Raw genomic sequence first — 12,686 nt, 5'->3', positions numbered from 1 at the left:
CTCAGGCGGCCTGGCGCAGCGCACCGCCGGCCGGGTGGCTGGCGAAGTGGTCCATCGCGGCCTGCACGCCGCTGCCGGCGAGCTTGACGCCGGAGAGCTTCAGGCCCATCTCGACGCCGGCCACCATGGCCACCAGCGTCAGGTCGTTGCTGTCGCCCAGGTGGCCCATGCGGAACATGCGGCCCTTGAGCTTGCCCAGGCCGGTGCCGAGCGAGAGATCGAAGCGGCTGTGGATCAGGCGGCGCACCGCGTCGGCATCGACGCCTTCGGGCGTGATCACGCCGGTGAGCACCGGCGAATACACCGACGGGTCGGCGCACTGGATCGGCAGGCCCCAGGCGTTGACCGCCGAGCGCACGCCCGCCGCCCAGCGCTGGTGGCGCGCGAAGACGTTGTCGAGCCCTTCGCCGAGGATCATGTCCAGCGCTTCCGAGAGCCCGTACAGCAGGTTGGTGTTGGGCGTGTAGGGCCAGTAGCCGTCCTTGTTCATCTCGACGATCTCGTCCCAGGCCCAGAACGCGCGCGGCAGCTTCGCGGTCTTGTTCGCTTCCAGCGCGCGCGGCGACAGCGCGTTGAAGCTGATGCCCGGCGGCAGCATCAGGCCCTTCTGCGAGCCGCTGACGGTGACGTCGACGCCCCATTCGTCGTGGCGGAAGTCGGCGCTGGCCAGGCCCGAGATGGTGTCGACCATCAGCAGCGCCGGGTGGCCCGCGGCATCGATCGCCTTGCGTACCGCGGCGATGTCGGAGGTGACGCCGGTGGAGGTCTCGTTGTGCACCACGCACACGGCCTTGATCTCGCGGGCGGTGTCCTTGCGCAGACGGTCCTCGATCAGGTCGGGCTGCACGCCGCGGCGCCAGCCCGGGGCATGCGGCAGGTGCTCGTCCTTGCCGGCATAGGCCAGGAACTCAGGCACCACGCCCAGGCGCAAGGCCATCTTGTTCCACAGCGAGGCGAAGTGGCCGGTCTCGTACATCAGCACCTTGTCGCCCGGGCTCAGCGTGTTGGCGAGCGCGGCTTCCCAGGCGCCGGTGCCGGAGGCGGGGTAGATCGCGACCGGATGCTTCGTCTTGAAGATCTGCTGGATGCCGCCCAGCACCTTCAGGCCGAGCTGGCCGAACTCGGGCCCGCGGTGGTCGATCGTGGGTAGGCTCATGGCCCGCAGGATGCGGTCCGGCACCGGGCTCGGGCCGGGGATCTGCAGGAAGTGCCGCCCGGTGGGATGGAAGTCGAGTGTCAGCATGAGTGATCCTTTCGAGAAGTCAGTTTTGCATTCAAAACACAAAAATGAGGATGCGGTTTTCCCCTAGGACGATCTGTTGCGGACGCTTTCAGGCGTGAGTGAATCTCGGCCTACCAGTGTGCTGCGTGTTTCCCCCTGGGCGCATCCGTTGCGCTGCGAAAAAAATGCATTCAAAATTCATTGAACGAGGAGCCTATGGCAGAAATCATCGAGATCGCCCGACTGGCGCTGCACGATCAGGTGGCGGCGCGGCTGCGGACCATGCTGGTCGAGGGCCGCATCCAGCCGGGTGCCAAGCTGAACGAGCGCGAGCTGTGCGAGCAGCTGCGCGTGTCGCGCACGCCGCTGCGCGAGGCCATCAAGCTGCTGGCCTCGGAAGGGCTGGTGGACCTGCTGCCCAACCGCGGTGCGGTGGCGGTGAAGCTGAGCGAGACCGACGTGCTCAACACCTTCGAGGTGCTGGCGGGCCTGGAAGGCCAGTCGGGCGAGCTGGCGGCGCAGCGCATCACCGATGCGGAGTTGTCGGAGGTGCGGGCGCTGCACTACGAAATGATGGCCAGCTACGCGCGGGACGACCTCTCCAACTACTACCGCATCAACGCGTTGATCCACACCGCGATCAACAGCGCCGCGAAGAACCCGGTGCTGGTGAAAACCTACGCCAGCATCAATGCGCGGGTGCAGTCGTTGCGCTTCCGTACCAACCAGAACGCGGAGAAATGGAAGCGCGCCGTGAAGGAGCACGAGCAAATGATCGAAGCGCTGGCCGCACGCGATTCGGCGGCGCTGCGCAAGGTGCTCGTCGACCACCTCAACAACAAGCGAGACACCGTCATCGACCTGATGCGGGCGGGCGAGATCTACCCGCAGTCCGCCAAGAACTGACCCCAGCCCATGCTCATCGATCCCGCACAGCGCCTGGCCCCCGCGCCCGGCACCGTCCTGCCCGCCACCGATGTCAGCGAGGCGCTCGCGCGCCGCCTGCGTGAGGAGACACGAGGCGAGGTGATGTTCGACGCCGCATCGCGCGGCCGCTACGCCACCGACGCGTCGATCTACCAGATCATGCCGGTGGGCGTGTTCGTGCCCACCTGCGAGGACGACATCGCGATCGCCCTGCAGATCGCACGCCAGCTGAAGGTGCCCGTGCTGCCGCGGGGGGGCGGCACCAGCCAGTGCGGCCAGACGACCGGCGCCGCGCTGGTCATCGACAACAGCAAGCACTTCCGCCGGGTGCTGGAAGTGGATGCCGCCAACGGCACCGCCACCATCGAGCCCGGCATCGTGCTCGACCACCTGAACGCCCGGCTCAAGCCGCACGGGCTGTGGTACCCGGTCGACGTGTCGACCAGCGCGCAGGCCACGCTCGGCGGCATGGCGGGCAACAACTCCTGCGGCTCGCGCTCCATCGCCTACGGCAACATGGTGCACAACGTGCTCGGCGCCAGCGCCTGGATGGCCGACGGCGAGCTGCTGCCCTTCGGGCCGGTGGCACAGGCCTCGGGCCGCACGGCGCGCATCGCCGAGTTCGTGCGCGGGCTGGCCGTGCAGCACCGCGACGAGATCCACGCACGCTGGCCCAAGGTGATGCGCCGCGTGGCCGGCTACAACCTCGACATCTTCGACAACCAGAGCGAGAAGCCCTACACCACCGACGGCAGCGTGAACCTGGCGCACCTGCTCATCGGGTCGGAAGGCACGCTGGCGTATACCCGTTCGCTGACGCTGAAGCTGAGCGAGCTGCCGCGTGCCAAGGTGCTGGGGGTGGTGAACTTCCCCACCTTCCATGCGGCGATGGATTCGGCGCAGCACATCGTGAAGCTCGGCCCCACCGCGGTGGAACTGGTCGACCGCACGATGATCGAGCTGAGCCTGGCCAACCCGGCCTTTCGCCCGACGATCGAGACGGCGCTGATCGGCAAGCCCGCGGCCATCCTGCTGGTGGAGTTCTCGGGCGCCGACAAGGGCGCGCTGCTGCCGAAGCTGCGGCAGCTCGTCGAGCTGATGGGTGACCTGGGCCTGCCGGGCAGCGTGGTCGAGATGGCCGACGACGCCCCGCAGAAGAACCTGTGGGAGGTGCGCAAGGCCGGCCTCAACATCATGATGAGCCTGAAGGGCGACGGCAAGCCGGTGTCCTTCATCGAGGACTGCGCGGTGCCGCTGGAAAGCCTGGCCGAGTACACCGATGCGCTGACCGAGGTGTTCGCCAAGTACGGCAGCCGCGGCACCTGGTATGCGCACGCCTCGGTGGGCACGCTGCACGTGCGGCCCATCCTCGACATGCGCACCGACGGTGCCGCCAAGATGCGCGCCATCGCCGAGGAAGCCGCCGCGCTGGTGCGCAAGTACAAGGGCGCCTTCAGCGGCGAGCACGGCGACGGCCTGTGCCGCGGCGAATGGATCGAGTGGCAGTTCGGCCCGGCGATCAACGAGGCCTTCCGCGCGATCAAGCAGCACTTCGACCCCGAGAACCTCTACAACCCCGGCAAGATCGTCGATCCGCCGAAGATGGACGACGGTGCGCTGTTCCGCTTCGCGCCGCCCACCGCGCCGCAGCCGTACAAGCGCATCGCCATCCAGCCGGTGCTCGACTGGTCGGCGTGGAACGTGCAGGCCGATCCGGTGACCGAGGTCACCACCGCGCCGGGCACCGGCGGCGACGTCACCGGCGGCTTCGCAAAGGCCGTGGAGATGTGCAACAACAACGGCCACTGCCGCAAGTTCGACGCCGGCACGATGTGCCCCAGCTACCGCGTCACGCGCGACGAGCAGCACCTGACGCGCGGCCGTGCCAACACGCTGCGGCTGGCCATATCAGGGCAGCTCGGCCCAGACGCCTTCACCAGCGAGGCGATGCACGACACGATGGACCTGTGCGTCGGTTGCAAGGGCTGCAAGCGCGATTGCCCGACCGGCGTCGACATGGCCAAGATGAAGGTGGAGTTCCTGGCGCACTACAAGGCGCGCCACGGCCACACGCTGAAGGACAAGCTCGTCGCGAAGCTGCCCGACTACGCCGCGGCCGCGAGCCGCGTGCCCTGGCTGCTGAACCTGCGCAACACGCTGCCCGGCGCGGCCTGGCTGGGCGAGAAGCTGCTGGGCTTCTCGGCCAAGCGCTCGCTGCCTGCGTGGCGCAGCGACACCTTCTGGCGCTCCGGCGAGCCTTTCGCCAGCGCCGACGAAACCCTGCGCCGCGCCGCGGCCGGCGAGCGCACCGCGGTGCTCTTCGTCGACACCTTCAACGGCACCTTCGAGAGCGAGAACGCGCTGGCCGCCGCCCGCGTGCTGAAGGCGGCTGGCTACACGCTGCACACCATCGCCAAGGCCGGCGGCCACCACTGCTGCGGCCGCACCTACCTGGCAACCGGCATGGTCGACGAGGCCAAGGCCAAGGCCGGCGCGCTGCTCGATGCCTTGCTGCCGTTCGCGCAGGCCGGCATCGCGATCGTCGGGCTGGAGCCGTCGTGCCTGCTGACGCTGCGCGACGAGACGCTGGTGATGGGCTTCGGCGACAAGGCCGAGGCCGTGTCGAAGCAGGCCCTGCTGTTCGAGGAGTTCATCGCCCGCGAGCTGAAGGCCGGCCGTTTCGAGGTGAAGCTGAAGGCGGCCGATGCGCCCATCCTGCTGCACGGCCATTGCCACCAGAAGGCCTTCGGCGCGGTGAGCCCGATCCTCGACGTGCTGAAGCTCATCCCGGGTGCGAAGCCGGAGCTGATCGAAAGCTCCTGCTGCGGCATGGCCGGCAGCTTCGGCTACGAGGCGAGCCACCACGAGGTGTCGATGCAGATGGCCGAGGCCAGCCTGCTGCCCGCGGTGCGCCAACAACCGGACGCCATCGTGGTGGCCGACGGCACGAGCTGCCGCCACCAGATCGCCGACGGCGCGCAGCGCGAGGCGGTGCACGTAGCGCGCCTGCTGGAGCGGCTGCTCGTCGCTGAACCACGCCACTGAAAAGCTCAAGAAAAACAAGGAGACCGGCAGCCTTGGGCCCGAGGCGCGAGCCGGCGATCGCTTGATGTCGAAGTACCTGAACACGAGCCTCGACGGCTCAACAAGGAGACGCAAGTGAGATGGAGAACACTCAATGGAATGGCCGCGTGCGCGCTGGCGCTCGGCACCCTGGGAGCGGCCCATGCGGCCGACAACATCCTCGTCAACGGCAGCTTCGAATCGGGGCTGGCGTCCTGGACGACCCGCGGGTTCATCCTCGAGGGCTACGACTACGGCGTGGGCGACATCGCGCACAGCGGTAGCAGCGCCTTCTACGGAGGCGGCATCGGCGGCCTCGCGTACCTGAACCAGTCGGTGATGACGAGCGTCGGCCAGACGTACGACGTGAGCTTCTGGCTCTACAGCGACGGCTACCTGCCCAACCGCCTGCAGGTGCTGGCGGACGGCGCCGTCCGCTACGACCTGGAGGACGTGAAGCTGCAGGACTTCACGCGGGTCACGACCACGTTCACGGCCACGCAGACGCTGACGCAGCTGCAGTTCGGCCTGCGCAACGACGCGGGCGCCCTGCGCCTGGACAGCATCACTGTGACCGCCGTGCCCGAGCCGGGCACCTATGCGCTGATGGCGCTCGGCCTCGGTGCGCTGGCGTTGATGCGCCGCCGCCTCGGCTGAAGCTCGAAGAACCACAGAGATCGGAGACAAACCATGAAGACAACCACTCTCGCCAAGGCCCTGCTGGCCGCCGGCATCCTGTGCAGCGGCTCGGCCGCCTTCTCGGCAGCCGATGCAGCGCTCGTCAATGCGCGCATCAAGTTCTTCGGCCCGGAGAACGTCGACCCGGCCACCGGCCTGGTCAAGAAGGACAAGGTCGTGTTCTCCTGGCTGGGCCACAACGCGGGCGCGGTGTCGCTGCTCGGGCGCGTGATCATGCTGGAGTCGTACATCCCGCGCCTGGAAGTCACGCCGGGGCGCACGCCGTTCGTGATCCGCGACCTCGTCGAGCTGAAGCCCGAAGCCATCTTCATCGGCCACGGCCACAGCGATCACGCCGACAACGCGGCCTTCATCGCAGCGAAGACGGGCGCCACGCTGTACATGACGCCGGAAGCCTGCGGCACCGCGCAGACGGCACTGAACCGCATGAAGAACGACCCGTACATGCAGGCCGATGCGTTCTTCGCCATCGCGCCGTCTGCCACCGTCAAGTGCGTGGGCGTGACCTCGGCCGGTTCGGTGCCCGGCACCGAGGTCGTGCGCATCAAGCAGTTCGAGCCGTTGGTCTGCATCAACGGCTTCCGGGCGCTGCATTCCACCTCGGTCGCAGCGGATCCCGACTGGGGGCCGGTGCCTGTGGTGGACACGCCCGATCCGCGCGACCAGGAACTTTTTCCCGCGGGCGTGCGCCTGACGCCCAGCAATCCGCGCCTCGCCGGGCAGCAGGATCTTCGCCAGGGCAGCGGCCCGGGGGGCGCGGACCAGCTCGACTTCCAGTTCACGCTGCGCACGGGCTACAACTTCACCATCTTCTACAACAACTCGATCGGTGCCTTCAAGGAAGGCAAGGGCAGCAACTGGCCCAACGGCACGCCCGCCGACGGCCAGCGTGTCCTGAACCTGATGCGCAGCCTGCCCAACACCGACCTGAACTTCTCGTCGCTCTCGTCCGGCAACACCGACAACAACGGATGGCGCGACCACGTCTACCACGCGGAAGCGCTGCGACCGAAGATCCTGACCTCGGGCCATGCCCCGGTCGGCGCTTCGCTGCAGTACTACTCGGGGTTCATGAACCACTTGAAGCTGATGGAGCAGCCGAGGAACGCCTGGCCAGGCTTCCCGAAAGAGGACTGGCCCATCGTGCGCAACCACACCGACCCGACGGACTTGCTGAAGCCCGAGGTCTACCAGCCGGGCGACCCCGCCTGGTACCACCCCCAGAAGGCCGCGCGCGTCGCCCAGTTCTGCTCGTGACGCGCGCCAGGGTGCTGCCATGAAGCGATGGCGCTGCAGCAGCCTGGCCGCCACGCTGGCCCTCTCGGCCAGCGTGGCCGGCGCCCACGGCGACTGGCCCGCGAAGCACGGCGGCGAGATGAACGTGGGGGGCGAGATCACGATGGAGATGGTGCGCGGGCCGGCCGCCACCATCATCTACGTGGAGGACCATGGCGAGCCCGTGATGGTGGCGGGAACGCGGGCGACGCTGGAACTCCAGCGTCCGGGCGGCTCGCGTTCCACGCTCGTGCTCCGCCACCGGGCGGACAACAGCTTCCAAGCCGAGCCCGTCGACTTCGAGCAGGGTTCGAGGATCCTGGTGACGATCGAGTTCGACAGCGGCATCCTGATGGTGGGCCGCTTTCTCAGGAGGTTCTTCTGAGCGGGGCGGGGTGCGGACGGAGCCGCCTGCGGGCAATCACCGCTTGAGGGCCCGTCGCCGAGGCCGTATCGTGCGGCCTCCCCGACATGGCCACACCGTTCACCCCGCGTCCCTCGCTGCACAAGCACCGCTCGCGCGCCGTCACGCACGGCCTGGCGCGGGCGCCGCATCGCGCCTTCCTGCACGGCACCGGCTTCGACGAGGCGGCGTTCGAGAAGTCGATCGTCGGCATCGTCAGCACGCAGGGCGAGAACACGCCGTGCTCGATGGCGCTGGCGCCGCAGGCCGACCGCGCGCGCCTGGGCGTGGCCGCCGGCGGGGGTGTGCCGGTGAGCTTCACCACGGTGTCGGTGTCCGACGGCACCTCGATGAACCATGCCGGCATGCGCATGAGCCTCGTGTCGCGCGAGGTGATCGCCGACAGCATCGAACTCGTGGTCCGGGGCCACGGCTACGACGGGCTGGTCGGCTTCGCCGGCTGCGACAAGACGCTGCCGGCCTTCATGATGGCGATGGTGCGTGTCAACGTGCCGGCCGTCTTCTTGTTTGGCGGCGCCACGCTGCCCGGCCACGCCGTGGGCGCCCCGGCCACCATCCTCACCGCGATCGAAGGCGTGGGCCGCGTGCAGGCCGGCGGCATGGACGCCGCGGCGCTGCAAGCCGTCGAACGCAGCTGCATCCCGAGCGCCGGCGCCTGCCCCGGCCAGTTCACCGCCAACACGATGGCGATGGTCGGCGAGGCGCTCGGGCTGTCGCCGCTCGGCTCGTCGATGCTGCCGGCGGTCTACAGCGAGCGGCTGGCCATCGCCCAGCGCGCCGGTGAGCAGGTGATGCGGGCGATCGCGCGCGGCGGCCCGCTGCCGCGCGACCTCGTCACACGCAGGAGCCTGGAGAACGCCTGCGCCGCCGTGGCCGCGACCGGTGGCTCCACCAACGCCGCGCTGCACATCGCCGCCATCGCCCACGAGGCCGGCATCGTCTTCACGCTGGCCGACGTGGCCGCCGTGTTCGAGCGCACGCCGCTGATCGCCGACCTGCAGCCGGGCGGCCGCTACCTCGCGCGCGACCTGCACGAGGCCGGCGGCGTGCCGTCGATCCTGCGGGCCCTGCTGCAGGGCGGCCACCTGCACGGCGACACGCTGACGCTGGACGGCGAGCCGCTCGCCGAGGCCCTGGCGCGCTGGCCCGGGCCCGACGGCACCGTCGTCAAGGCCGCCGCGCAGGCGCTGCACCCGAGCGGCGGCGTGACGGTGCTGCACGGCAACCTGTGCCCCGAGGGCGCGCTGTTGAAGATCGCGGGCCTGGCCTCTCTGCAGTTCACCGGCCGGGCGCGTGTGTTCGAGCACGAGGAGGCCTGCATGCAGGCCGTGTCGGCGCGGGCCTACCAGGCCGGCGAGGTGCTGGTCATCCGCAACGAGGGCCCGAAGGGCGGGCCCGGCATGCGCGAGATGCTCAGCGTCACGGCCGCGCTGTACGGCCAGGGCATGGGCGAGCGTGTCGCGCTGCTGACCGACGGCCGCTTCTCCGGCGCCACACGCGGCATGTGCATCGGCTACGTCGGCCCCGAGGCGGCGGCGGGCGGCCCGATCGGCCTGCTGCGCGACGGCGACCTCATCCGCATCGACGCCGCGGCGGGCACGCTCGAGGTCGACCTGGCGCCGCAGGCGCTGGCCGCCCGCCGCGCGGCCTGGGCGCCGCCGTCGTCCCGGCGGCTGGCGGGCGTGCTGCAGAAGTACGCGCAGACGGTGGGGCCCGCCTGCACCGGCGCCGTCACCCACGCGGGCGCCGTCGACTGGCCCTACGACACCCCGCAGGCCTGACCGCCGCCGCGGCCGCATACCACCCTCGCCACCCACCAGGAGATCCCATGTCCGTGAACCGTCGCACCGCGCTGCGCGGCACCGCTGCCGCCTTCGTCCTGCCGCCGTCGCTGTGGAGCACGCAGGCGCAGGCCCAGAACCTCGTCGAGTCGCTGAAGATCGTCACCGGCTTCGCCGCGGGCGGCACCTCGGACACCGTGTGCCGGCGTGCCGCCGACGGGCTGCGCGGCGTGTACGCCAAGTCCACGCTGGTCGAGAACAAGACGGGCGCCGGCGGGCAGATCGCGATCCAGTCGATGAAGCAGTCGCCCGCCGACGGCAGCGTGCTGCTGCAGACGCCGGCCTCGATGCTGACCATCTACCCGCACATCTACCGCAAGCTGCAGTACGACCCGGTCAAGGACCTGGTGCCCGTGTCGACGGCCTGCCTGTTCGAGTTCGGCTTTGCCGTCGGCCTGCTGGTGCCCGCGGCGGTCAAGTCCATGCCGGAGTTCCTCGCCTGGGCCAAGGCGAACCCGGAGCACGCGACCTTCGGTTCTCCGGCCGCGGGCTCAACGCCGCACTTCACGGCCGAGATGCTGAGCCGCGCGGGCGGCGCCAACCTGCGGCATGCCCCGTACCGCGGCACGCAGCCGGCGGTGCTGGACCTGATCGGCGGGCAGATCGCCGGGGTGTCGGGCCCCATCGGCGACTTCATGCCGCACCTGCCGGCCGGCAAGATCCGCCTGCTGGGGGTCTCGGGCAGCAAGCGCAGCCGCTTCGTGCCGGAGGTGCCCACTTTTGTCGAGCAGGGGCTGAAAGATGTCGTCACCGACGAGTGGTTCGCGTTCTACCTGCCTGCCGGCACACCCCCTGACGTGGCGGCGCGGCTGAACGCCGCCGTGCGCACCGTGCTCGCCAAGCCCGAGGTGGTGGAGGCGCTGGCGGCCATGGGGCTGGAAGCAAAGGCCTCCAGCGCCGCTGAACTGGCCGACATGCAAAAGCGCGACACGGCGCACTGGGCGCCGATCGTCAAGGCAGTGGGCTTCACGGCCGACTGACCGCGCCGCGCGCCCTGCGGGGCGCTGCCGTCAGGCCGCGGCGTCCGTCAGGCGGAAGGTGCGCACCACGCCGGAGAGCGTGGTGGCCTGCTGGCGCAGGTTCTCCGCGGCGGCGGACGATTCCTCCACCAGCGCGGCGTTTTGCTGCGTCATCTGGTCGAGCTGGCTCACGGCGCTGTTGACCTGGCCGATGCCGGCGCTCTGCTCGCCGGTGGCGGTGGTGATCTCGGCGATCACCGCGCTGACGCGCTTCACGCTGTTCACCACGTCGTCCATGGTGCGGCCGGCGTCGTGCACCAGGCGCGCCCCGGCTTCCACACGGTCGGTGCTGCTGCCGATCAGGCGCTTGATCTCGCGGGCCGCTTCGGCGCTGCGCTGCGCCAGCGTGCGCACCTCGCCCGCCACGACGGCGAAGCCGCGGCCCTGCTCGCCGGCACGCGCGGCTTCCACCGCGGCATTCAGCGCCAGGATGTTGGTCTGGAAGGCGATCGAATCGATGGTGCCGGTGATGTCGGCGATCTGCTTCGAGCTGGTGCTGATCTCGTCCATCGTCGAGATGACCTGTGCCACCACCTCGCCGCCACGCTGCGCCACGGAGGCCGCCGACGTGGCGAGGTCGTTGGCGGTGCGCGCCGACTCGGTGGATTGCTTCACCGTGCCGGTGAGCTGCTCCATCGACGACGCCGTCTGCTGCAGGCTGCTGGCCGCCTGCTCGGTGCGGCGGCTCAGGTCCTCGTTGCCGCTGGCGATCTGGCTGGACGCGGTGGCCAGGCTGTCGGCCGACGACCGGACCTGCGACACCAGCGAGCGCAGCGCGCCGCACATGTCGCCCAGCGCGATGCGGACCCGTCCGATCTCGTCGTGCCGCGAGGTGTCGATGCGCACGGAGAGATCGCCCTCGCCGATGCGCCGCGTCAGCAGCACGACCTCGTCGAGCGGGCGGCGGATCGACCGGACCAGCGCGGCCGTGCAGGCGCAGATCACGAGGACCAGCACGCCCATCACGCCCACCACCGTCCAGACCGCGCGCATGCGCTCGGCGGCCACCTCGGCCCGCACGCCGGCGGCCCGGCGATGCTGTATGTCCACGAAGGCCTGCTGCGCCTCGAGGTAGCTGGCCACGGAGGGTGCCACCTTGTCGCGCATCGCGGCCATCGCCGCATCGGCCTGGCCCGCGCTGCGCAGCGCGGCGGCCTGCTTGCGCACGTCGAGGTAGGCCTGGCGGCGCGCGGCCACCTCGGCCAGCGCGGCCCGGTCCTCGGCGCTGGCGGACAGCGCCTCCACGCGCTTCTGCAGCTCGGTGATGCGGGTGCTCGTCGCGTCGATCTGGGGCTTGAGCGTGGCCGCGGTCTGCGGGTCGCTGCTGACCAGCGTGGCGATCACGCGGGCCGCATTGGCCTCGGTCAGGCCCGACCAGCGCAGCGAGGTCTCCAGTTTCTCTTCCTGGATCGTCTGCTGCTCGGCCGATTCGGCCAGCAGGGCCCGGGTGCGCACCACCGAGGCCGCCGACATCACGGCCACGGCGACTGCCACGCCGACGGCCGGCAACCACAGCTTCTGCGTAAGGGTGAGCTGCATGGTGGGGCAGGGGCAGGGTGCCGTCAGATCGCGGCGGCGTCCATCAGGCCCATCTCCTCGCTGCTCATCAGCGCCTCGATGTCCATCAGGATGAGCATGCGCTCGGCGACGCTGCCGATGCCGGTGATGTAGCTGGTGTCGATCTGGCCGGAGCTCAGTTCGGGGGCCGGCTTGATCGCGTCGGGGGCGAGTTCCAGCACGTCGGACACCGAATCCACCACGGCCCCGACGACGCGGCCGCGCACGTTCAGCACGATCACGACGGTGAAGGTGTTGTACTCGGCCGATTCGCAGCCCAGCTTCAGGCGCAGGTCGACGATCGGCACGATCACGCCGCGCAGGTTGACCACGCCCTTGATGAAGGCCGGCGCATTGGCGATGCGCGTGGGCTGCTCGTACGAGCGGATCTCCTGCACCCGCAGGATGTCGATGCCGTACTCCTCGGCGCCGAGGCGGAAGGTGAGGTATTCACCGCCGGGCGTGCCGCCCTTGGCCTTGGCGTTCTGTACCGCGCGTTGTGCTTCGTGGCGGGCCACTTCGGTGGCGTCTGTGATCATGTCCATTGGGGCGTCCTTGGTTGCAAAGGGTGGTCGCTGGGAGACATATCGGCCGGGAGGGGCGCCCGATAAAGTAAATTTCGTCGCGCCCGGCGGCGCCGCCGCGCTTGAAACCCCGTC

Annotated in this window: 10 protein-coding genes; 7 read left to right on the top strand and 3 right to left on the bottom strand. The window is 69.8% G+C overall.

The genetic code is table 11. The features are described 5' to 3' along the window. Nucleotide 1 precedes the first annotated feature (1 nt). Nucleotides 2-1,243 carry a pyridoxal-phosphate-dependent aminotransferase family protein gene (locus V4F39_RS04830; RefSeq protein WP_332288175.1) on the bottom strand — a complete coding sequence of 414 codons (1,242 nt, stop codon included), beginning with the start codon at nt 1,241-1,243 and terminating at the stop codon, nt 2-4. Nucleotides 1,244-1,438: 195 nt separating this feature from the next. Between V4F39_RS04830 and V4F39_RS04825 the strand changes: the two genes are divergently transcribed. From V4F39_RS04825 to V4F39_RS04795, 7 genes are all read left to right on the top strand, one after another. Next, nucleotides 1,439-2,128, top strand: a complete 690-nt coding sequence (locus V4F39_RS04825) for a GntR family transcriptional regulator (protein ID WP_332288174.1) — start codon at nt 1,439-1,441, stop codon at nt 2,126-2,128. A gap of 9 nt (nt 2,129-2,137) precedes the next feature. Beyond that, entirely contained in the window at nt 2,138-5,194 is a 3,057-nt protein-coding gene (locus V4F39_RS04820; protein WP_332288173.1) for an FAD-binding and (Fe-S)-binding domain-containing protein, read from the top strand. 114 nt (nt 5,195-5,308) lie between these two features. After that, complete coding sequence (locus V4F39_RS04815) at nt 5,309-5,869, top strand: carbohydrate binding domain-containing protein (RefSeq protein WP_332288172.1); 561 nt, start codon at nt 5,309-5,311, stop codon at nt 5,867-5,869. A 33-nt stretch (nt 5,870-5,902) separates the two neighbouring features. Then, on the top strand, nt 5,903-7,168 hold the full coding sequence (locus V4F39_RS04810) for a hypothetical protein (protein WP_332288171.1): 1,266 nt from the start codon (nt 5,903-5,905) through the stop codon (nt 7,166-7,168). Between the two features lie 19 nt (nt 7,169-7,187). Continuing rightward, entirely contained in the window at nt 7,188-7,571 is a 384-nt protein-coding gene (locus V4F39_RS04805) for a hypothetical protein (protein WP_332288170.1), read from the top strand. Nucleotides 7,572-7,657: 86 nt separating this feature from the next. Then, nucleotides 7,658-9,391: a dihydroxy-acid dehydratase gene (locus V4F39_RS04800; RefSeq protein WP_332288169.1), complete on the top strand. Its 1,734-nt coding sequence runs from the start codon at nt 7,658-7,660 to the stop codon at nt 9,389-9,391. A 47-nt stretch (nt 9,392-9,438) separates the two neighbouring features. Continuing rightward, nucleotides 9,439-10,431 carry a Bug family tripartite tricarboxylate transporter substrate binding protein gene (locus V4F39_RS04795; protein ID WP_332288168.1) on the top strand — a complete coding sequence of 331 codons (993 nt, stop codon included), beginning with the start codon at nt 9,439-9,441 and terminating at the stop codon, nt 10,429-10,431. A gap of 30 nt (nt 10,432-10,461) precedes the next feature. Here V4F39_RS04795 and V4F39_RS04790 read toward each other — a convergent pair whose 3' ends face one another. Then, nucleotides 10,462-12,009, bottom strand: a complete 1,548-nt coding sequence (locus V4F39_RS04790; protein WP_332288167.1) for a methyl-accepting chemotaxis protein — start codon at nt 12,007-12,009, stop codon at nt 10,462-10,464. A 23-nt stretch (nt 12,010-12,032) separates the two neighbouring features. Next, nucleotides 12,033-12,572 (bottom strand): chemotaxis protein CheW, encoded by a 540-nt coding sequence (locus tag V4F39_RS04785; RefSeq protein ID WP_332288166.1) that lies wholly within the window; start codon nt 12,570-12,572, stop codon nt 12,033-12,035. Nucleotides 12,573-12,686: the final 114 nt, after the last annotated feature.

The sequence above is a fragment of the Aquincola agrisoli genome, assembly GCF_036621135.1.
Taxonomy (GTDB): domain Bacteria; phylum Pseudomonadota; class Gammaproteobacteria; order Burkholderiales; family Burkholderiaceae_C; genus Aquincola; species Aquincola agrisoli.
The sequence above is the reverse complement of the archived record's forward strand: the minus strand, read 5'-3'. Positions and strand labels throughout refer to the sequence as shown.